The sequence below is a fragment of the Bacillus sp. N6 genome (assembly GCF_052805735.1).
Genome location: NZ_CM127843.1, coordinates 3,390,307 through 3,412,897 on the forward strand (window position 1 = coordinate 3,390,307; position 22,591 = coordinate 3,412,897).

The 22,591-nt window shown below is 33.1% G+C and carries 23 protein-coding genes; 9 read left to right on the forward strand and 14 right to left on the reverse strand.

The window, feature by feature from the left end:
* The first annotated feature begins 94 nt into the window (after positions 1–94).
* Positions 95–1,882, forward strand: coding sequence for an oligoendopeptidase F (pepF, locus tag ACUXVC_RS17485; protein WP_029442916.1), 1,788 nt, complete (start codon positions 95–97; stop codon positions 1,880–1,882).
* A 47-nt stretch (positions 1,883–1,929) separates the two neighbouring features.
* Here pepF and ACUXVC_RS17490 read toward each other — a convergent pair whose 3' ends face one another.
* The 7 genes from ACUXVC_RS17490 to ACUXVC_RS17520 form a co-directional block, all read right to left on the reverse strand.
* Complete coding sequence (locus ACUXVC_RS17490; protein ID WP_001244187.1) at positions 1,930–2,976, reverse strand: agmatine deiminase family protein; 1,047 nt, start codon at positions 2,974–2,976, stop codon at positions 1,930–1,932.
* 187 nt (positions 2,977–3,163) lie between these two features.
* Complete coding sequence (locus ACUXVC_RS17495) at positions 3,164–3,985, reverse strand: MerR family transcriptional regulator (RefSeq protein WP_000287980.1); 822 nt, start codon at positions 3,983–3,985, stop codon at positions 3,164–3,166.
* Positions 3,986–4,027: 42 nt separating this feature from the next.
* Positions 4,028–5,005 (reverse strand): agmatine deiminase family protein, encoded by a 978-nt coding sequence (locus ACUXVC_RS17500; RefSeq protein ID WP_000435519.1) that lies wholly within the window; start codon positions 5,003–5,005, stop codon positions 4,028–4,030.
* A 231-nt stretch (positions 5,006–5,236) separates the two neighbouring features.
* Positions 5,237–6,169, reverse strand: a complete 933-nt coding sequence (locus ACUXVC_RS17505; protein ID WP_071731252.1) for a bestrophin family protein — start codon at positions 6,167–6,169, stop codon at positions 5,237–5,239.
* A gap of 180 nt (positions 6,170–6,349) precedes the next feature.
* Positions 6,350–6,766, reverse strand: coding sequence for a phosphate-starvation-inducible protein PsiE (psiE, locus tag ACUXVC_RS17510; protein WP_000916570.1), 417 nt, complete (start codon positions 6,764–6,766; stop codon positions 6,350–6,352).
* 168 nt (positions 6,767–6,934) lie between these two features.
* Complete coding sequence (locus ACUXVC_RS17515; protein ID WP_016080772.1) at positions 6,935–8,092, reverse strand: agmatine deiminase family protein; 1,158 nt, start codon at positions 8,090–8,092, stop codon at positions 6,935–6,937.
* A 329-nt stretch (positions 8,093–8,421) separates the two neighbouring features.
* Positions 8,422–9,549, reverse strand: coding sequence for a serine hydrolase domain-containing protein (locus tag ACUXVC_RS17520; protein WP_000915203.1), 1,128 nt, complete (start codon positions 9,547–9,549; stop codon positions 8,422–8,424).
* Positions 9,550–9,806: 257 nt separating this feature from the next.
* On the opposite strand from ACUXVC_RS17520, the gene ACUXVC_RS17525 reads away from it, so the two are divergent.
* The gene (locus tag ACUXVC_RS17525) at positions 9,807–10,037 is read left to right on the forward strand and encodes a hypothetical protein (protein ID WP_095690427.1); all 231 of its coding nucleotides are present in this window, start codon (positions 9,807–9,809) and stop codon (positions 10,035–10,037) included.
* Between the two features lie 110 nt (positions 10,038–10,147).
* On the opposite strand, the gene ACUXVC_RS17530 is transcribed toward ACUXVC_RS17525, so the two are convergent.
* Entirely contained in the window at positions 10,148–11,377 is a 1,230-nt protein-coding gene (locus tag ACUXVC_RS17530; RefSeq protein WP_446025786.1) for an MFS transporter, read from the reverse strand.
* 86 nt (positions 11,378–11,463) lie between these two features.
* Here ACUXVC_RS17530 and ACUXVC_RS17535 point away from each other — a divergent pair, with 86 nt between their 5' ends.
* Together ACUXVC_RS17535 and ACUXVC_RS17540 are read left to right on the forward strand one after the other, a co-directional pair.
* Entirely contained in the window at positions 11,464–12,315 is an 852-nt protein-coding gene (locus ACUXVC_RS17535; protein WP_016512498.1) for a LysR family transcriptional regulator, read from the forward strand.
* A complete protein-coding gene (locus tag ACUXVC_RS17540) occupies positions 12,308–12,817 on the forward strand; it encodes a DUF3916 domain-containing protein (RefSeq protein ID WP_446025787.1) in 510 nt (169 codons plus the stop codon). The genes ACUXVC_RS17535 and ACUXVC_RS17540 overlap by 8 nt, the downstream gene beginning before the upstream one ends.
* Before the next feature lie 38 nt (positions 12,818–12,855).
* Here the strand turns inward: ACUXVC_RS17540 and ACUXVC_RS17545 are convergent, their stop codons facing one another.
* The 3 genes from ACUXVC_RS17545 to ACUXVC_RS17555 form a co-directional block, all read right to left on the reverse strand.
* A complete protein-coding gene (locus ACUXVC_RS17545; protein ID WP_001226340.1) occupies positions 12,856–13,800 on the reverse strand; it encodes a glycerophosphodiester phosphodiesterase in 945 nt (314 codons plus the stop codon).
* Positions 13,801–14,195: 395 nt separating this feature from the next.
* The gene (locus ACUXVC_RS17550; protein WP_095690425.1) at positions 14,196–15,815 is read right to left on the reverse strand and encodes an FAD-dependent oxidoreductase; all 1,620 of its coding nucleotides are present in this window, start codon (positions 15,813–15,815) and stop codon (positions 14,196–14,198) included.
* A gap of 287 nt (positions 15,816–16,102) precedes the next feature.
* Positions 16,103–16,258 carry a hypothetical protein gene (locus ACUXVC_RS17555; RefSeq protein ID WP_003271153.1) on the reverse strand — a complete coding sequence of 52 codons (156 nt, stop codon included), beginning with the start codon at positions 16,256–16,258 and terminating at the stop codon, positions 16,103–16,105.
* A 67-nt stretch (positions 16,259–16,325) separates the two neighbouring features.
* On the opposite strand from ACUXVC_RS17555, the gene ACUXVC_RS17560 reads away from it, so the two are divergent.
* The 5 genes from ACUXVC_RS17560 (at position 16,326) to ACUXVC_RS17580 (ending at position 20,891) form a co-directional block, all read left to right on the forward strand.
* The gene (locus ACUXVC_RS17560; RefSeq protein ID WP_000571870.1) at positions 16,326–16,670 is read left to right on the forward strand and encodes an ArsR/SmtB family transcription factor; all 345 of its coding nucleotides are present in this window, start codon (positions 16,326–16,328) and stop codon (positions 16,668–16,670) included.
* A gap of 18 nt (positions 16,671–16,688) precedes the next feature.
* The gene (locus ACUXVC_RS17565) at positions 16,689–17,687 is read left to right on the forward strand and encodes an NADP-dependent oxidoreductase (protein ID WP_446025788.1); all 999 of its coding nucleotides are present in this window, start codon (positions 16,689–16,691) and stop codon (positions 17,685–17,687) included.
* A 177-nt stretch (positions 17,688–17,864) separates the two neighbouring features.
* Positions 17,865–19,331, forward strand: coding sequence for a protein adenylyltransferase SelO (locus ACUXVC_RS17570; RefSeq protein ID WP_095690422.1), 1,467 nt, complete (start codon positions 17,865–17,867; stop codon positions 19,329–19,331).
* A gap of 256 nt (positions 19,332–19,587) precedes the next feature.
* The gene (locus ACUXVC_RS17575) at positions 19,588–20,682 is read left to right on the forward strand and encodes a response regulator aspartate phosphatase (RefSeq protein ID WP_089171529.1); all 1,095 of its coding nucleotides are present in this window, start codon (positions 19,588–19,590) and stop codon (positions 20,680–20,682) included.
* Positions 20,682–20,891: a hypothetical protein gene (locus ACUXVC_RS17580; protein WP_000721431.1), complete on the forward strand. Its 210-nt coding sequence runs from the start codon at positions 20,682–20,684 to the stop codon at positions 20,889–20,891. Before ACUXVC_RS17575 ends, ACUXVC_RS17580 begins: the two co-directional genes overlap by 1 nt.
* 58 nt (positions 20,892–20,949) lie before the next feature.
* On the opposite strand, the gene ACUXVC_RS17585 is transcribed toward ACUXVC_RS17580, so the two are convergent.
* The 3 genes from ACUXVC_RS17585 to ACUXVC_RS17595 all read right to left on the reverse strand — a co-directional run bounded on the left by ACUXVC_RS17585 (position 20,950) and on the right by ACUXVC_RS17595 (position 22,589).
* The gene (locus ACUXVC_RS17585) at positions 20,950–21,549 is read right to left on the reverse strand and encodes an FMN-binding negative transcriptional regulator (RefSeq protein ID WP_446025789.1); all 600 of its coding nucleotides are present in this window, start codon (positions 21,547–21,549) and stop codon (positions 20,950–20,952) included.
* 141 nt (positions 21,550–21,690) lie between these two features.
* Positions 21,691–22,218: a GrpB family protein gene (locus ACUXVC_RS17590; RefSeq protein WP_098127988.1), complete on the reverse strand. Its 528-nt coding sequence runs from the start codon at positions 22,216–22,218 to the stop codon at positions 21,691–21,693.
* Between the two features lie 23 nt (positions 22,219–22,241).
* The gene (locus ACUXVC_RS17595) at positions 22,242–22,589 is read right to left on the reverse strand and encodes a DUF4260 domain-containing protein (protein WP_446025790.1); all 348 of its coding nucleotides are present in this window, start codon (positions 22,587–22,589) and stop codon (positions 22,242–22,244) included.
* Positions 22,590–22,591 lie beyond the last annotated feature (2 nt).

The following is a 22,591-nucleotide window of genomic DNA, read 5'->3' on the forward strand; positions in this document are numbered from 1 at the left end:
CAAAGCTTTTCAATTTTCAGCAGGGATTTTTTGCAATTTGTTGTATTTCATAGTTATATAGAAATATAACTACATGTTTAGAAAGGAAATGATTATGACAGAACTTAAAGATCGATTACAAGTAGCTGATATAGAAAAATGGGATTTAACAGACATTTACCATACAATTGAAGATTGGGAAAGTGATTTTCATAAAATTGAAGTATTAACGAAGGAATTACACGAGTTTAATGGCAATATTCACGATGGCAATAGTTTATTAGCTTATTTAACGAAGAGTGAAGAAATTTCTAGCATAATATCTTTAATGTTCGCTTATGCACGATTACAATCTGACCTTGATACACGCGATACTGACGCGCAATCTCTTGTCGATAAAGTATCACAATTACACGTGAAAGTAAGTGCAGCTAAATCTTTCTTTTCCCCCTTCTTACTTAGCATAGACGAAAGCACATTACATTCTTACATAGAAGAAACAGAAGGCTTACAATATTATAAAGAAGACTTATTTGAATTATACCGTTATAAAAAACACGTATTGAATAAGGACCAAGAAGAAATTTTATCACAGATGGGTGAAGCTCTTTCTTCTCCACAGCACACATTTGGTATGTTAAACAATGCAGATATATTATTTGGTGAAGTGACGACTGACGATGGAGAAAAAGTGAACTTAACACGCGGAATGTATGCAAAGTTAATAGAAGATACGAATCGTGAAAAGCGTAAAGAAGCTTATAAAGCATATTACAAACCATATGTTCAGTTAAAGAATTCCATCGCATCTACTTTATCCGCTGCTATTAAAAATAATGTTACCGTTTCGAAGCTAAGAAACTATCCATCAGCGCTAGAGAAATCATTATTTGGCGATATGGTTCCGAAAGAAGTATATGAAAACCTTATTGATACAACGAAAAAAAACATTCAAACATTACATACATACAATGAAATTCGAAAAGAAAAATTAAACGTAGATGAACTAAGACAATACGACTTAGGCGTCGATTTAGTAGAAGGTGCAAAACAAGACATTCCATATAGTGAAGCATTTGACATTATGATTGCATCACTAGCTCCTTTAGGAGAAGAATATATTGAAACATTAAAAAGTTTTAAAGATAAACGATATATAGACGTAAGAGAAACACCAGGAAAACGTTCTGGTGCTTATAACTTTGGTGTATATGGTGTTCATCCTTTCATTCTTTTAAATCATCACGATGATTTAAATAGCCTGTTCACTCTTACTCATGAATGCGGGCACGGTATGCATACGCACTATTCACATGGATACCAACCAAGAATTTCTGCACATTATTCTATCTTTGTGGCAGAAGTCGCTTCTACAGTAAATGAAGTGTTATTAATTCACTATTTATTAAAAGAAGCAAAAGAAACGAACGTGCGTAACCATTTAGTTAACCATTTTATTGAAAAATTCAAAGGTACTTTCTTTACACAAATTATGTTTGCAGAATTTGAAAAAATCACACATGAAATGGCGGAACAAGGTAAACCATTAAATGCACAAGTCTTCAGTGAAATTTATGAAAAACTATTTAAAGAATATAACGGTGATTCACTTGTATTTGATGAAGAAGTAAAATACGGATGGGCTAGAATCCCTCATTTCTACCGCCCGTTTTACGTATACAAATATGCAACTGGATTCGCATCTGCCATTCAAATCGCTGATAAACTATTAAGCGGTGATCCGAATGCTCAGAAAAATTATATTGAATTCCTGAAAGGTGGAAGTTCTGATTATCCACTAAACCTATTGAAAAAAGCTGGTGTTGATTTAACTACGCCAGAACCGATTGAAAGTGCATTGAAACAATTCACTCAACTTGTTGAGGAGTTTTCAGCATTATAAAAAGCATGCAGAGTATATGCTCTGCATGCTTTTTCATTTGAATTACTCTATTCTATATGCTGCTGCGTCACACAGTGAATCATACCACCATACGCATACAATTCATTCACATAAATACCGACAATTCTTCTTCCTGGAAACTGCCCTTCAATAATTTGCAGCCCTAACTTGTCATGTTCATCACCATATACAGGAACTAATACAACTTCATTACCAATATAAAAATTCAAATATGAACCCTTACAGTCTGCTTCTTTTACCACTTTTCTTGTTACTGGTACTGGAATGAGCTGAAATGGCTTTCCATCTATATTTTTCGCTTGTCGTAATTCTTGATAATGCTTTTCGTACGCCTCCAAAAGGTATGGCTCTCCTTCACCGAAAGGATCATATTCATACAGTATCGTATTTTCATTTACAAACCGTGCCGCGCCATCAATATGATAATCCGTATCTTCATCATAATTATCTTCTCCGCGTATACCAGTTATCCATATAAAATTCGTTACTCCTAAATATTTCGTTAATTCCATTTCAATTTCTTTCTGACTTAGTGTGGGATTTCGATTTTCATTTATAATAGACGTTTTCGCCGCCATTAAGGTCCCGTTTCCGTTTATCTCAATTCCCCCGCCCTCTAGACAGACACTAGATTCAACTTTTGGAATGCGATACATTTCACTTATTTTATTCGGAATATTAGCGTCTTTTTCGTACGGATATTTATTTCCCCAACCATTAAATATCCAGTGTGTTAGGCAGCGATTCCCTTCCTTATCCGTTACAAAGATTGGTCCGTTATCTCTTATCCAAATATCATCAGTTTCTTGAATTAAGAAATCAATTTTATCCATATTTACATTAGCTTCCATTAACTTCGATTGGACATGTATTTTCTCTTCTTCATCACATACAACAATATGGACATTTTCTCCATAGTGAAGCTCCTTTGCCATCGATATCCAAATATCATCTAACTTAGCTCTATAACCTTCACCTCTATGTGCTTTATCATGTGGCCATTGGAGCCATGTACCTTCATGTTTCTCCCATTCCGCAGGCATATAAAACAAACTATTTTCTATATTTCTCATACGTGTTCACCCCTTATATGAATGTACGTACAGTCTATACTTTGACATCGTGTTAAGGTCAACAGGAATATCTTCATTTACTTGTAGCAACTTTATAAGGTGACTCTTTATTTCACCTTTTTATTATGATAAATTGCTTTCGTACATAGAATAAGGATTGACATAATGTTAATGTCAATCCTTATTCTCATTCTATTTTCGTAACTAAAAAACAAATTTGTGTCACATACTCTTCTGCTAAACAATCACATTCAGGTCCCTTTATATAAACCTCATATGGCGAATTAACTATTACATACCCATTTTTTTCAACCCATTCTTCTAACGCTATATAAGCGTAACCTATATAGTCGTAACTTCCATAATGCATAGTAGTAACGATTTGATGTGGACTTAGTTTTTTCATTTCATATTCTTGTACTACATCTTCATCATTCCCCTGCATAACCGGGATTCTTAATTCAATATCACTGTTACTTGGAATATATTCTTCATCATAAAAGACTGCAGATGGCGAACCGACTATTTGAAAGTTATTTTTTTGTACCTCTTCATATAAGTCATAAAAATAATCATCTATATCATCTATATCTATTTTTACTCTTTGAGTAATTATCGTTACTTCGTTCCTCATTCCCATTAATATATCGTAACTTCTATGGCGAGCAATATTTAGACTACTATTCACCATTACCATTTCATTCATTTCTGAAATAACCTGTAAATTTTGCTTCACTTCATGAGACAACTCGATAATTTGTGATTGTATATGTTGAACAAACGAATCTTGATCCGATGACTGCAAAACAATTTTAATTTTTGGAAGAGGAAATTTATACTCCCTTAGCTTTTTTATTTTCAATGCTACTTCCAGCTGCTCTTGTTCATAATACCTATACCCATTAACCGGATTCACATATGCCGGTTTTAATATCTCCTCTTTGTCATAATGTCTTAACATCCGCGTACTCATTTTACAAATCCGAGAAAACTCAGCGATGGTATACATATCAATACTCCTTGAATATATTTTCTTTTCATTACTTATTTATTAAAACCAATCAAAAATCTTCTTCATTGAAAAATCTTCATTCTGATTTTTCAATCTTCTCATTTTCGAAGGTAACAAATGGCTTGGACAATACCACGTTAAACAATTCATTGCGCCTCCCATTGTTGATATTTCTCCTACATGAATTTGAATAACTTGCTTCTCCGTATACTGTTGAATATATCGTAAAACTTCCTCATCTTTGGCTAGTCCAAACTTAGGAACATAAAGAGCATCACATGATTCTAACATATTTATATACAACCCTTTTGCTGATGCTATCTCTTGATCATATTGTCCTTTCTCTGTATATGATGAAGGAACAACTATAAATTCAGCTTCTGGCATTTGTTCTTGAATAATCTCTTGAACACTATATCTAAATTCATGATCTCCTAAAAAATCACTAATAAACATTGTATGTTCATCAATAAATTTAACCATTCCGTCTGCGTGTGCTAGTACATCCCCTTCTTCAGCAGGAATAATAATAACTCGACTCACATCTAAATCCCATTCTAACTGCTCAATAATTTCCTCTTCTGTCCAATCATCGTTATCATCAAATATACGTTCTGTTAATATTACGGTATCTTTTTTATTCCAAATAAGATTACCACCATCTAATATTAATGGGGATTTCACATATTCAAAGTCATTCTTTTTCAACCATTTATTAAACTGTTGATCTAAATATCGCCCTTGATCATCTGGCAAATAATTTGGTCGATATTTAAATTTAACTAGATGATTTGTGACAACCGGTGCAACATCTCTTAGCCAAATATCATCATACTCAAAACAGCTCGTATGAAAGTCTTGTTCTTCAACAGATAAAGATATAAGTTGATCCGCAATTGATTTCTTTTCATTTAAACATTCATTAAAGTAAATCAAGTCTTCATAAAATGGTTGATAATATTCATTCGATTCGTCTGGTATTGCAGTAAAAATAATCCCATTATGTTTTTGTTCCATATTATTTACCTCGCTTTTTAATAGTAGTTACATAACTGATTTCACAAAGCCAACTATTCCTCAATTCATTTCTCTTTTCATTACAACTCATGAACCGCGTATATTTCATGAATGGATTATAGCATGGAGAAATATTATATATTTATATAAAAAATATAAAGCTGACGTTAAGCCTTAAATTGACTCTTGACAAGTTTTTTAAATAACCTATTTTAAAACAACAATAAATGATTAAATGATTTTTGTATCAAGATTCAAACCCATTACTTCTAATAGATCGTTTTGATTATATAAATTCACTAAATGCGCTTCTACTCCTATACAAATTCCTTCTAGCGGAAGATCATTTGGATCCTGACCAAAGGGATCTTCAATTTCAACCCCTATTGCTTCAATACCTATGAATGCAAAACTTATAAACGTAGTCGCAAGTACTGTAAACCATCCGAGACTATCAACAAGACCAATCGGTAAAGTCGCACAAAATATAATCAATAAAATTTTTATATGAGCAAAATATGCAAAAGGAATAGGTGTTGTTTTGATACGATCACATCCACCCACAGATGTAAGTAACGTATTCAAATCCATTTCCATACTAATTATCGCATTTGGATGAATTTGCCCCGTTTTCAAACCTTTTGATAGTATAGTTTTCAACATAAAAACTATACTAATCGGTAAATGATTGGACTCAACCAAAAGTGCTTTTTCCTTCTCAGAACAGACAGCGAGCAATGATTTCACTTCAGATAGATTTTTTTCCTCTCTCAAGTGTCCTTTCGCTAACTTTGGAAATGCAATTAATAAATGTAAAAATTTTATTTTTTCCTGCTCCATACTCTTCCCTTTAGAATCCCAATGACATAAAAAACTAATTGCTAAATTTCTAGTACAAGCACCAATCGTGCCAAAGAGCTTTCTACCTTCCCAGTACCGATCATAGGCAGTATTCGTACGAAACACTAATAGTAATCCTAAAGCTCCTCCTACGATTACCCAAGGAGTCTGATTTATATTTATTTCTGCATAGTAATAATTAATTACAGCTACTATAGTTGAAATACACGTATATAATACGATTTGCGGGAAAATATCTCTTATAATTGTCCCTTTTAATGTAAATATTTGATGTAAACTATTTTGATTATTGTACTGAACCATATTTACAAAAACCTCTTTCTCTATTAACCTTTTATTCTTTTAAATTATGAAAGTATACAATTAAATAATAGAATCATAAACCCTATCATTATGAGGCTGGTTAAGATTATTTCTTTCAATACCGTTACTCCTTTTTTCAAAAAGATAAAATATCTTATTTAATTCAACAACAAATGTTCACTATTCTAAATCACGACGCATCATTTTAGAATTCGCAATGAACAACGCACTAATTAATACAAAGATTGCACAGGCATATAACAATAAATCTAACGGACTATCGTGATCTATAATAATAAGACGAACAATAGCTGTTATACCTATATATATAAAATATCGTAATGGAAAATGAAAATTCATTTGAAAATACTTTATAATCATTACGATGAATTCAAAGTACAAAAAGAATACGACGATACTATCAATTAAATGATAACTAGATTCATTACCATCCAATTTCAGTTCTTGTATAAACTGAATGACTTCTTTCATAAGAAACACACTTAGAACAACCCCTAAGCAAATTAAAGCTACATTTAAAATGTACTGTAAAACGATAGGGAAATACGAAAACACTATTTTAAAATTCTTTAACACAAACATTTTTCTCCTTTACCATATAAAACGAAAAGCGAACATACACTACAATTCAATTATCATTATATTTAAATTTTATTTTTACAAATAATAAGGAACGACAAAATAGGTAAAGATAAGATTTCACCTATTTTGTCTATATAAGCAGCACAACGAAATTACAATCAATTACTTCAATGCAATTGGTTGTTGTTGTGTCACACAATGAATCATACCACCGTTTTTATACAACTCTCTCACATCAATACCGACTACTTTACGATCTGGGTATAACTTCTGAATCGTATCGTTTGCGATTTTATCATTCGGATCATTATAATTAGGCACTAATACAACTGTATTCCCAATATAATAATTGATATACGATCCCTTATAATCGAGAGTTTTTCCATTCTCTAAAGCAACCTTTTCTTTACTAAGCGGCAAGTATTCATACTTATATTTCTGTCCTGAAGCATTTTTGGCATCTAACAATGTATCCATATCTTTATTAGATAAACCCCATTCAGCTAGGTCATCTTCTTTCATCGTTACAATGGTAGATTTATTATGGAATTTAGCAAATCCATCAATATGAAAGTCCGTAATATCTAAATTAGGTACTCCGTCTAACCAAATAAAGTTTGATACCCCAAGGTCACTTATATATTTTTCAATTTCCTTTTCTGATAAATCAGGATTTCTATTTTTATTCGTTACCGCACTTCGAGTTAATAAAGCAGTCCCATTGCTGTCTAATTCAATTGCGCCGCCTTCAAGGACAAATTTCCCCCAATCAATTCTTTCAATTCCTGATTGTTTACTAACATTCTTACGTATTTGAGCATCATTTTTATAAGGTGTCTTCTTCCCCCAACCATTAAATGCTGGATCTAATATTTTGAGATTTTTGTTGCTGTCATAAACAAAAATTGGTCCACTATCCCTTGCCCATACATCATCAGTAGGCGCGATAAAGAAATCAATCTTCTCCATATTTAACCCTTCATCTGTTAAAAGCTTATTGATTCTCTCCTTTTCTTCCTGGTCATATGCAACAATGTGAACTTTCTCACCCTCAGTTAAAGCACTTGCCATCTTAACCCAAATAGGTTCAACTTCCTGCTTATACTCTTCACCATATGTGTATTCATGTGGCCATTGCAGCCATGTACCTTCATGTTTATCTTTTTCATCTGGCATCGTATATTTCCCAGCGTTTTTCTGTACCTCTACTTTTTCTCCTTCTTTCCCTTTAACATTTTCATTGTTACCCTCAAAAGAGCATCCACTAATAATCGTTGTAGATAATGTAGCTATTAAACAAAACTTTATTGCTTTTTTCATTTTTCCAACCTCCTGTTCTTGTCTCCAATACTGTAAAGCTTCACATAGTGTGAAGCTCAAGCTTTTTTATCAATGTAAAAATTACCAATTGTTCTTTGCATTACTTATCATTTAACTACCTATTTAGATTTATTCAAATGCCAATCACCTTTTTTACCTATTTATCCCGCCATTTGTGGGCAGTAAGACCCCCACCTCAAAATTCAGCGAAAGCAAAGAAGTTAGGTGGGGCCCTGCTGATTAAAGTTTCACTTTATTCAGTAAGTAAAACTTTACAAAATAAAAAAATCGGTATTGATAATTACATATCAATACCGATTTTTTTATAATTACTTTCCTTCTATTAAATCATTCGCCATTTTCCTAAATTCTTGATTAAATGCATCATTCATACCATTTTGGACGTTAGAAAATAATATGACAAACGTTCGTTTATCCCAGTTAAAATTATTAAAAGTGTTCCAGCCAGCTAATACACCGTGGTTATGATAATAATCTGGGTAAATATAGAAACTAAATCCATATTTTCTTGCAGGTGATGCAGAAAACATATCTGATACACTTTGTTTGGAAAGTAGTTTACCATCCATAATAGCTTCATCTAACTTTTTCATATCTTCAACAGTCGTATACATTTCACCACAACCATACAGCCAGTTCATTTTTAAGCGAGGCGTGGCTATTAACTTATTATCTTTTTTCGTATACCCTTCTGCTAAGAAAATATCTTCTGGGAGTGTTGCGCCCATTCCAGATTCATTCATTTCAACAGGAGTCAAAATATTTTCTTTCACATATTCAGCAAGTGGTTTATTCGATATTTTTTCTACAATATATGCAAGCACCATATAATTATAATCTGTATATTTCCATCCTGTCCCTGCTGGAAATTGTAACGTTTGTGCCCCAATCCACGTTACTAATTTTAACCGTGATGCTGCGTCAACACTACCTTGTCCCTGTTCTGGTAATCCAGACGTATGTGTTAACAAGTTTCGTAACGTAATGTTTTTATCTGCCGGAAACGATGGGATATATTTATTTACATTGTCTTCAATGTTCAACTTCCCTTTTTCTTTTAGTTGCATAATAGATATTGCAACTACTGTTTTCGTAATAGACCCAATGCGATATTTCGTTCTTGGCGTTGTTAATACTTGATCTTTCACATTCGCATAACCGTAGCCTTTTCGTAAAATGACATGATCTTTACTTGCTACAAGAACACTCCCATTAAATCCTTTATCTTTTAAGTACTGATCTAGTTTTCCAGCTGCAATTTCATAACGCTTTTTCTCATTCGCATCAACTTCCTGCTTAACATCTTTTTGCTTACTATTTACATTAGAAAATGCCTTTGTATCATATTTTTTTCCTTTATTTGCATGTATTAGTGTAACAACACTTCCACAAAAAACAGCAAAAATAAAGAAAACGATTAACCATTTCTTTAACATACTAGGAACCCTCTTTTATCTAGTTTCACTTAACGTACATCCATTCTATTTTATATCTTTTAATTATCAAGTATATTATAATATTATTTAATATTCACTCTGTTAAAACTAGATTCCTTTTTCTCATTTTCAATTTTTACTACTCTCTATTGTATTTCTTTCTTGCAAAATTTCCAACATACAATCGGATGCATTAAACTATAATTTCAAATTCTTTTGTAACATTTGTTACATACTAAAAAGAATGGAGATGTAATATGAAAAATACCGATAAACGCAATCGTTTAGATGATAAGATGTTTCATTATCGGATAATAAAAAACAACATGGAATTAATTGAATATTACGGAAAACGAATTAAAATATTAAAAGGGAATGATGCTGAAAAATTTTTAAATAAAATAAATCATGCAAATAACGATAAAGAAAAACAGCTAATTATAGCTAAAATTACAGGTAATTTCAAAAGAGGTAATGAACGAAATTGAAAACGAATCTCATTTACATTTTGATTATACAACAAATAAAAAAAGAAATGTCGCTCATTCAACATTTCTTTAGACTTTCTTCATAAAAAATTCACATTGCTAACATTCCTTCATTTTCTATACTTCCTATATAAGCTAACCGCTGAAATAGTTAGTAATACAACTATGCATAACCACGCGTACGTATATCCCTTCTTATCTACAATATAACCAAATAAAGCAGGCGCAACAATAATAGCAATTTGATTTAATGTAAGTGCAAAACTCACTGTCATCCCTACCGATTCTTCACTTGCTGATTCCGTAACTTCAGTTATAAAAAGACTAAACCATCCAATTGAAAAGAACCCTAACAATGCACTTACGCCATACAATACATTCGTTATTGTATGTATGCTCATTACTAATATTAGAATGAAGAAAATAGAAATACAAACAGTTATAAATAAGGGGGTACGCCTATTCCCCTTATAAAATAAATCACTAGTAGCTGCTAATATAACCCTACCAACCATTCCAGAAAAGAACATAACGGAAAATACTTTTCCAGCTAAAATTGGCGTGATTGATTGTTCCAATACTAAAAATTTTATAAAGTGTGCAACTAACACCATTTGCAATGAAATCATACAAATGCCAGTTATATAAATTGCATACAACTCTTTTTTACACATCACTTCTTTTAACTGCATCCAAAAAGAAAGTTTACTACGTTCTTGTTTAACTTTCTCTTGAATATATGGTTCCTTATAAAATATAAAAAATAAAAACCCTCCAATTATACAAATGCATGCAATGCTATTTACCGCATAGGCCATATTATATTTTATTGTAAGAAACGGGATCAATACTCCCGCTAATGTACCACCAATCGGTATACCGGCTTGTCTAATCCCCATCGCTAACCCGCGATTTTCTTTTGAGAACCACTTCATTATCACCTTACTTCCTCCTGGCTGCGAAACACTATAAAACGTTCCTACTAATAAAAGTACAAAGAGTAACCCATTAAATCCATTGACCATATTAGTCAGTAAAAACGAACCCCCTAGTAAAAATGAACTTATCGAAATTAACAACTTTTCATTGTATTGATCAAGTAGCCGCCCGACAAAAAGCATACAAAATAGCGGTCCTATATTTACAACACTTACTAACAATCCAATCTCCGTATTCGTAAGTGCATATTCTTCTTTCCAAAATAAAGCAAATGCTCCAACACCATACGTTATAAGTGTCGCTGTTGTTTGAGCAACTGTCGCAAAAATTAACATAACCCACTTATAAGTACCATTCATCCTTTCTTCCATTAACACAATAATCCCTCCATCCCCTTCCATTGTATGAAAGTTCTGATATCATATAAAATAAAGATTTATCATGTAATCCATCAAAAAAAATGATACCTTTTATGGAGGGATGATACTTGGATATAAAAGATTTAACTGTATTTTACGAAGTTGCGAAAGAAAAAAACATATCTCACGCAGCTAAAAATTTAAACTATGTACAGTCTGGCGTAACAATGCGTATGAAACAACTAGAAAACGAACTAGGTGTACCTTTATTTTACCGAAACGGAAAAGGTGTAACTTTAACTTCTAACGGTGAGATTTTATTAACATACGCTAAACAAATTATCCACTTAATGGATCAATCTATTAAAGCAGTTCAAAGTAATGGGATCGAACCAAGGGGCACTTTAAAAATTGGATGTACAGAATCTACAACCGCTGTAAGACTTCCATCTATATTAACGGCCTATTATGAGGAATACCCAAAAGTCGAATTGATTTTAGAATCAAATACGACGGAACAATTGATTAGACTTGTATTAGAACGAAAACTAGACGGGGCGTTTATCGCTGGAACCACTCAGCATGCTGAACTTCATACAAATATATTTCATGAAGAAGAATTAGTTCTCATTAGCAAAAAGCCTTTATCTTCCTTTAAAGACATAGGAGACATGAATTTACTTGCATTTAGTCACGGGTGCTATTATAGAAATTTATTAGAAGATTGGCTTCAAGAAGAAGGAATTTCACCTAAACGAGTATTAGAGTTTGGAACAATTGAAGCGATACTCGCATGTGTAAAATCAGGTATGGGCGTAGCAATTATGATGAAGTCTATTTTAAATGGTCATAAACATGACATATCATTCAATCCTTTGCCAAATAGCTTCAAAAAAGTTCCTACTACTTTTATTACTAGAAAAGATATATATCACTCTGCTGCATTACAAAAATTTATGGAGATGACTCTCAATGCGTGAAAAGAAAATACGTGGTATGAAACGAAAAACAAACACTATGATAAAGCGAATTGAGGAACATACAAAAACATTCCCTTCTACTTTCTATAACGATAAATATTGGAATATGCTATTGCCAGTTTCGCAAGCTTTTATTGCCTCTCGTAAAACACCTAGAAAAGTAAAACGATTGTGTATTCAAACCTTATTAAATCAAGCAAATCATTTAATAAATATGAAACCGAGCGATACACATACATATCGAGTTGTTGTTTTGATTTCTATAAATAATTTGTGGGATTCGCAAATCATTATATTTAAAAATGAGGACTATTTTCATAATTTCTTTAATAGAAATAGTGAATGTCAAAAATGGATCCTTCTTTCAAATGAAATTGATTTTTGGGAGACATGGGAAATTTCAGTTTATCATTCCTTCCAAACACTTCGCTTTCAAGAAATTATTTATGATGAAGATGAATGCTATGAAAAAGAGATTCTGTTTATCGGGGAGTTAAATTAAAAAGGGTATACCTAAAACACTGGTATACCCTTTTCCACTTATTTTTCCTTCAATACACTATGTAATCGATCCGGATAATTTGTAAACATTCCTGTAGCACCCCATTTGATTAACAGTCTCATATCAGGTTTCTCGTTAATTGTATAAGGGTGAATTAACAGTCCATTTTTCCTAGCCATTTTCATATATGACTCATCAATAATTAGTTCTCCGTTATCATTACGTAAGTTTGGTCCAATACCAGCTGCATACTTTTTAATTTCTTGAAAATCATCATTCGTTACACTTTTCGGTTCATGTGTAATGCCAGACCATTCGACAATTTCATTGTTTTCATTTGGATAATACCAAAGCAATTGAACTAACGGAATATTTTCATTCATACTATGAATCTTTTTCAAACTATCTTTACTAAATGATTGAATCATAACACGGCTAGAAGACATGTTTTGACCTACTAAATTATATTTTTGTAACAACGCCAACAATTTCTCTTCCATTCCTGGGTACACATCTGGTGATTTTGTTTCAATATAATACTTCATACTTCTTCCATACTTTTGAAAAATTTCTTCAAGAGTTGGAACTTTTTGCCCAACATACTCTTGCTTAGCCTTTTCTGGATACGCTTTATTAAACCATGATCCTGCATCTAAACTCTTTATTTCGCTTAACGTTTTATCACGTACTTCGCCTGTTCCATTTGTAGTGCGATCAACTGCTGTATCATGCATTGCAATTAATTGGCCATCCTTTGTTAATTGAATATCTAACTCTAAATAATCCGCTTTCATTTTTTTCACTAGATCATAAGAAGCAAAAGTATGTTCAGGTGCATGTCCACTTGCTCCGCGATGTGCAATATTTAAAAACTTATTCGTATTCCATTCATGCTTTCCTTCTGCTTTCGCATGAACAGCTCCCCCAGCAAAGATGCTCCCCGTCATAAAGAAAATAACTAAAACGCTAATAATCTTTCTCATCCTTCTAACCCTTCCTACGTTGCAAATTTCAACAAGCTAATGAGATTTACACGAAATAGAAGACACACTTTCAATATTTTTATAAACCTATATTAAAATTCCAATCTTACAAATATACTTTCTCTATATTATTAATATAGAAAACTAGTATTATCCTATTTAATTCCTATAGCCCTCCTTTTCACATGTAACTCCCTATTTTGTACGGTTCATTCAATAAAAAAAGCCATAAATTATTTAGGCTACACTCCTGTATCCCTAAATAAATTTATGGCTTTTCTCAAATATCTCCGGCCTCTATTAACTTGTCGAATTTAATCATATCAAACCTATTGAAATTTGTGAATATTTTTTTCAGTACAGTGAAGCACATAAAACAATATTTCTGTAGTTACTTAAAAATCACATAATAAATTTCTCATTACCTCTTCCAATACTATATCTGGATTTACTACTGTTTTTTCCGAACGCCATCCGATAAAGCCATCTGGTCTAATTAATACAGCACCTCCATTCTCTATACCATATAATTTGCTAAAAATATCTTCTGGAGCAACAAAGTCTCCACTTAAGCCAACACGATACCCTTTTATATTTATTCCTAATTTAGCTGAAACAGCATGTGCTGCCTCAGCCCAAGAACTATTTTCTACTCTTGTAAGTAATACAAAACTGTTACCGAATAAGTCTAATATAGAAACTTCCTTTCCTTCATACGTTCCCCATAAATGTGGCGCTCGCGTTCCAGGTCTTCCGTTCAACTCTATGCTATCCATTCTATGTGGAGTGACTGAATTATCTATAATCGCCTCTGAACAATACTGATATCCAACTGTAACAGCTAAACCATCCATATTATTCAAACTGCCTTCCTCTCTCTTCGCAGCACGAAACAGTAAACTACTTGCATAAGCTGTCGTTAATTTTGCAACAGAGTGTCTCTCTTCATGATATGTTTCTAACAATTTTGGTTTTGCCTTCCCTTTTATAACAGCCGCTAATTTCCAAGCTAAGTTATGCGCATCTTGTATTCCTGTATTTGAACCAAATCCTCCTGTTGGCGGCATAATATGTGCTGAATCTCCAACTAAAAAAATTCGATTTTCTTGAAATTTCACCGCTGTACTTTCGGCCGCTTCCCACGGTAAAACACTTAATATTTTTGATTCAACATTTGTACTTCCAATTGCTATTTGAATAATTTGTTTACAACGTTCTATAGTGAAGTCCTCTAGCCCCTCTCCTTTTAATGGATCGTAGGCTACATGATAAATCCATTTTTTTACGTTATCAACCGGGATAAGTGCACCAAGAACCTCCGGATGAAGTACCATCGAAAAACCGAATGCGTCTCCTTGTATAAGCTCTCTTAAATCAGCTTCAAAATAAATATTCATATAATAGCCACCAATGGTTCCACGACCCTCAGTTTTAATCCCTAACTGCTCACGTATTTTACTTTTCGCTCCATCCGCTGCAATTACATAGTCACAATGTATGACACTTTCTTTTTCTGTTTCACGATTTCGAATCGTTGCTTTTACCCCGTTTTCATTTTGTTCAAATGAAACTAATTCATGATAAAAAGATAGTTGCCCGCCTAATATTTTCGCTTCTTGTAACATCATCTCTTCTAAAATAATTTGATAACACGCAGTTTGTTTTGATGGACTAATCTTTTCTATTTTTTGAAGTAACTCTTCATCGTTTCCGTATTGCGTCGCTCTCATTTGTTCCAATTCTTCTTTATTCGCCTCAGCTATTGTATGAACCGCTATTCTTCCTCTGCAGTTCTCTAATGCTTTACCTGCCAATTTAATTCTTTTTTCCAAGCCTAATTCTCGAAATAACTCCATTGTACGTAAAGTAAGACCGCCTGCTTTCGGATGAATGGCAGTAGACGGATGCCTTTCAATAAGTAAGTACTCAATGTTATGTTTTGCAAGAAATAACGCAGACGCTAACCCAGATAATCCCCCTCCAACAATTAAAACTGGTACATAATTGGATTTCATATATTTACCCTCCACATCATTGTTCTGAGCTCAGTGACATAAATATAATCAAAAAAAACATTAAAATATAGACTTATATTTCATTTTGAATTATCATATGGATAGATTATGCCCCAAAATTCCTTTTACCTTTTCATACATCTATAATCCACCTGAATTGTGTCTGTATGAAAGTGTAAAACAAAAGAATGTACTTTACGTTGAACCATGTTCTATCGTAAAAATCAAAAATAATACAAACATTATAAGCGGTCGTAACCTTATGGATTATACAAGGTTACGACCGCTTATTTTATTGTTACATCATTTTTTGTTTTTAAAACTTCATCTATTGTGTTATGTAATCCTTCCAATCCCTTTTCTATCTCCCTATAATTTTCAACAATAAAAAATTCATTCGTCTCGATTTTCTTTCTCAATATTGCACCTCGTACAACAATCATGTAGCATTACCGTATCGAAGTAATGGTTCATCATCTTAAACCTTTCGACTAATTACCTGGAGGCAAAGTGATTGAAATGAATAAACAAGAACAATTAAATATTATAAAAAAAGATTTTATTGATTCTCAAAAAGTATTATTGGCAATTGGTGATGAAACACGTCAAGCTATTTTATTAGTGCTAATGGAAACAGAATGTCAAACAGGATTACGTGTAGGAGAAATTACGAAGCAAACACACCTTTCCCGTCCAGCAGTATCACATCACCTTAAGATTTTACGAGAAGCTGGCATTATTTTAATGAGAAAAGAAGGTACAAAGAATTTTTATTATATTGATATACGTACAAAATTAGGTTTATTAAAAAATCTTGTATTAGATATTGAGAAGCTATTGCAAAACTTTTATTAAAACTTGGAGGTATAAGAAATGAAAGCAATGATAATTGATAAGTACGGAAAAGTCCCAATGCGTATGGCAGAGGTACCTACTCCTGAAATTAATGAGTATGAAGTGCTCGCAGAAATTCATGCAGCTAGTATTAATCCAATTGATTTTAAAATACGCGATGGAAAAGTGAAGATGTTGCTTAAATATGAGATGCCCCTAATCCTTGGTAATGACTTTTCCGGTGTCATCGTAAAGGTTGGGGCAAAAGTGACTAACTTTAAAGTCGGTGATGAAATATATGCTCGTCCAAGAAAAAATAAGATTGGTACTTTCGCGGAGTATATAGCCATTCATGAAGATGATATTGCTTTAAAACCGAAAAATTTAAGTTTTGAGGAAGCGGCTTCGATTCCACTCGTTGGCTTAACATCATATCAAGCATTACATGACATCATGCAATTACAAAAAGGACAAAAGATTTTAATTCACGCTGGATCCGGTGGTGTTGGTACTTTCGCTATTCAGCTAGCAAAAATAATGGGTGCCATTGTTACAACGACTGCTAGTGAAGCTGGTGCGAATTTAGTAACGTCTCTTGGCGCAGATGAAATTATTAATTACAAAACAGAGAAATTTGAAGATATACTAAAAAATTATGATGCCGTATTTGATACAATCGGCGGTGCAACACTTGAAAAATCATTCAATATTATAAAAAGCGGAGGAAACATTGTTTCCGTTTCAGGCATGCCGAACGCTCGCTTCGGTAAAGAATTTGGTTCAGGATTCTTTAAAACTCTCTTATTTTCATTAGCCAGCAAAAAACTTACTGCACTTGAAAAAAAGCATAATGCTCAATATTCATTTTTATTTATGAAGCCAAGCGGGGATCAATTACGTACTATTGCAAACTATATTGAAGCTGGACAAATCAAACCTGTAATCGATCGAGTTTTTCCTTTTGAAGATGCGCAAAAAGCAATGGAATATTCAGAGTCTGGAAGAGCAAAAGGCAAAATAATTGTAAAAATTAAATAATAATAAAACCTCCATTTTAAAAAATGGAGGTTTTAAATTTGCTGTTAAATAGACATAGTGCAATGAAGTCCTTACAATAGATTGCAAGGGGAAATATTATATTATACTTTTAGTTAACTTTACAAAGAATATATACGTACAAATACATAATTTAAAATACAAAAAGGAGGAGATACAATGACTAAAAATAATGAAACAGGTTGGAATTTAGATAATAGTTATACGACTTTACCACAATCATTTTATACAGAAATCCCCCCTACTCCCGTAAGTTCACCGGAGTTAGTTAAACTAAACCATTCATTAGCGATATCTCTTGGCTTAACCCCTGAAGAACTGAAAAAGGAAGCTGAAATTGCCATTTTCGCTGGCAATGGACTTCCAGAAGGAGCTCATCCATTAGCTCAAGCATATGCTGGTCATCAATTCGGACATTTTAATATGTTAGGCGACGGTCGTGCTCTTTTAATTGGCGAACAAATTACTCCTTCAGGTGAGCGTTTCGATATTCAACTGAAAGGTTCTGGCCCTACTCCCTATTCACGCCGAGGAGATGGCCGTGCTGCACTCGGTCCGATGCTACGTGAATATATTATTAGTGAAGCAATGTATGCACTTGATATTCCGACTACTCGCAGTTTAGCAGTTGTTACAACCGGGGAACCAACATATCGTGAAACAAAATTACCTGGAGCAATTTTAACTAGAGTCGCTAGTAGTCATATACGGGTTGGTACATTTCAATATGCTGCAGCTCGTGGTTCAATAGAGGACCTTAAATCGCTAGCTGACTATACGATAAAAAGACATTACCCAGAAAGTGAATCCCATGAAAACCGATATACTGCATTACTACAAGAAGTCATTAAAAAACAAGCAAGTCTTATCGCAAAATGGCAACTTGTTGGATTTATTCACGGCGTAATGAACACTGACAATATAACGATCAGTGGCGAAACAATTGATTACGGTCCTTGTGCATTTATGGACAATTACGACCAAGGAACCGTATTTAGCTCTATTGACACACAAGGCCGTTATGCATATGGAAATCAACCATATATGGCCGCATGGGACCTCGCCCGATTAGCAGAATCTTTAATACCAATTCTGCACGAAGATGAAGAAGAAGCACTAAAAATCGCCCAAGACGAAATCTCGAAATTTAGCGTACAGTATGAAAACCATTGGTTCCTTGGAATGAAAAAGAAATTAGGACTATTTAGCAACGAAGAACAAGATCAATCACTTATTGAGCAACTTTTAAAAATGATGGAGAAATATAAAGCGGATTACACAAATACATTCCGTTCATTAACTCTTGATGCTATCGAAAATACAGCTCTATTTGAAAGTCCTGAATTTAAAGAATGGTACAAACTGTGGCAATCTCGATTAGACAGACAAGAACAATCGAAAGAAAACGCCTACGAGATGATGAAAAATAATAACCCATCAATCATCCCGAGGAACCACCGTGTAGAAGAAGCACTAGAAGCAGCTGTTACAAATGACGACTATAGCGTAATGGAGAAACTTCTTGAAGCTTTATCAAACCCTTATGCGTATTCTACAGATCAAGAAGAATACTGCATTCCACCTGCACCGACGAATCGCCCTTATCGTACTTTTTGTGGGACTTGATTGTTTAATATGTAAAAAGATGCGTTCATATAAATTGTGTGAACGCACCTTTTTTATATCCCCCCCACTCAACTAAAACTTTAAAATGCACATCCCCCGATGCCATTTCTTTAGTTCAAAACAAATTCCACACTATTCCCATATACTTACTCGGAAGCTTGTTAAACAAATATTGAGAAATATAAAACATCATTTCTAAATATTTTTATTTTTGATACTATATTTTATAAGAATATTCAAAAAGTGAGGGGATTTCATGAACGTTCAACTACAAGGTAATGAACAAATTACAAAATTATTTAATGACTGGTATAGAGCTATGTTACAACATCAAACTACCCATGCAACAAAAATAAAAAAAGATATTGAAAATATCATCTCTAATTCAGAAGAAGATACAAACCTACAATTGTATTATTCACTTTTTAATTTCAGATACAAAATTTTAACAGATGGTTTAAATATTAATAAAGATGATTTTAATAAAATTGATTCTTTCCCACTTCCAGAGAATGGGCTATTTTCTTATTATTATCATTTTTTTAAGGCTATTCACAATACAATTATTGGAAACTACAATACAGCAAAACACCTTTTCGAGAACGCTAAAAAGCTGCTAATACACGTATCTGACGAACTAGAGAATGCTGAATTTAACTACCGCTTAGCTTCCTATTATTATCAAACATATCAACCACTAGTAGCAATCCAATCTGCAAATGAAGCTAAAGCGATTTTTTCAAAACATATAAACTGCGAAATTAATGTTGCTTTGTGTGATAACATCTTTGGTTTATCTTGTATTGATTTAAAACAGTTTGAACAAGCTGAAATTAGACTTGATTCAGCATTAAATATTCTACAGAAGTATTCAGAGGAGACTTTATCATTAAGAGTACGACATAATTTAGCTTGGCTATATGCAAGTCAAAACCTTTCAGAGTTAGCAATGCGTCATATTTCAGAGGTTACAACTAAGCAACCAAATCACTTTAAAGCACTTTTTGTTGAAGCACGTGAATACTACAAGCTTGGAGAATATACCCAGGCTAAAGAACTTATAAAAAAAGGATTAAACATCTCAAATAAACTAGAAAACAAAGAGTTTCAATATCGTTTCATGATTTTAAGAGAACTAAATAATAAAACTTCTATAAATGATTTAGAAATGATAATTTTGGAAGGAATTTCTTACTTTAAAACAGAAAACCTTTGGGAATGTATACAAGAGTACACTGATGTTCTAGCAAATATGTTTTATGAAAAAGAAGACCATATAAAAGCTAGTCAATACTTTTACATGGCCAATCAAGCAAGAAAAAAACATGAAGAAAAGGGAGCTTTGATATAATGAAAAAGATTAAATTGAGCATCATTGGCTTAGCTGTTATTAGCATCACAACTCTTGGATTAAGCTTCACCTCAGAAACACCGAAAACACAGTTAGGATATGTAGCATTAAACATTGGGGACACCCCTGCACCACAAAGACCTGACCTTGTTCAATCCGTTGACGTAAGTAAAGACTACAACTCAACAACAACTGAAAAAGCACTTTAAAAAATGAAAGACCTTCAATTAAGAAGGTCTTTTTAAATACGCTTATTTAGAATAAACTCTATTTTCTCATGAACCCTGCAATCCCTCTACTCCCCTCACTACCAACTTTCTCAAGTTTCTCCACAACTAAATTCTGTCTCTTTACAGAATGATTTTGACTTAACTTCGCTTTTCCTTCTATTTTATTTATCTTTATTTTGAATCCAACTATCCCCTTACCTAATCCTCCCATATAATTCGGATCTACATCATTAAGTGAGTAGGTGCTCTCTGGATCTTCATATTTACTTACTAAATCTTGAAGAGAATCTACTAATTTCTTCTCATCTTCAACAATTTCTAATTCACCATATACATGCACTGCAACGTAATTCCATGTTGGTACTGCATTGTTTGTTTCATACCATGACGGAGAGATGTAACTATGTGGTCCTTGAAATATAGCTAGTACTTGCTGAGTCCCAATATCTTTCCACTGTTCATTCGGCCGTGCGAAGTGACCATGTAAAGTAAGGGTCTCCCTATTTAATAACAACGGCAAGTGCGTTGCATATGGTTCTCCGTTATGTTGAGAAAATAATGTCGCAAAGCTATTTTGTTCCATTATTTCGTACTTCATCTCTTCATCTTGTATTGCGAAATATTTTGGTATGTACATAAGCTCCCTCTTTTCCGCTCTTTTCTATTTTGTTTCCTATTATATTTAGTAACCGCATCAATCAACAGGGCCAGTTTGTATTTGTTTTATAATGGCAGCTTTCTATTTCAAAACAATAGGCAGCATGTATTCCATGCTGCTTTAGTTTATTTTTTCTAATATATTTGTAATAAATACGGTCTTACCCTCAATATAACTAGATCGATTTTTCGACTCTCTTGCTAACTCTTCCTTCAAGTTTCCATACTCATTAGCTACTTCAGTATGTTCACGAAGGTAATCTCGAAACACTATATGCCTTCTCAACTCTTCACTATTTTTATCACACACATATAAATGATGTTCCATCCAAACTGTATTTCCCTCGTTCCATGGAACGAACGTATCCTTTCTTCCAAACGCCTCTCTTCCTTTAAAGCTCCATTCTAACTGATGATAGTACCCTATCTTCTCAAGTTTTTTTACTACCTCATGAAAAATTTCGTACTCTTCTATTACAATATCGATATCTAGTATTGGTTTTGATGCAAGCCCTTTAACAGATGTACTCCCAACATGTTCAATGGATAAAATGCTGTCTTCCATCACATCGTTAATGAGAGTTTGTAGCTTATTAAATTCACTTTCCCATTTGATGTTATATTCTTCGATAGTAATTCTCTGTTTCAACGTATCCCTCTCCTCAAAAGCAATTATAATCTTTGAATATGGGTATCCTTAAAATCCGTCTCATATTTCAACCCATATCCAAACATTCGATCCATTCCAATATGTGCTGTCCATATTAAGCCAATCACTATAACGGTATCTATCTTAAAATAGACACCTATTAGAACAATTAATATGGATATAATATATGTGTGACATACGTTATATATTTTCGCACCAACGTGATTATTGATCCCATACGCTAACATGGATAAATCCGGCGCTAAAAGGAATACAAAAAATATAATCCAATTAAACTCATATATTGAATACATATAAATCGTGGCTAAAAATACAACCATTCCTTCAAAATGTACAATACGTTTTTGCATTA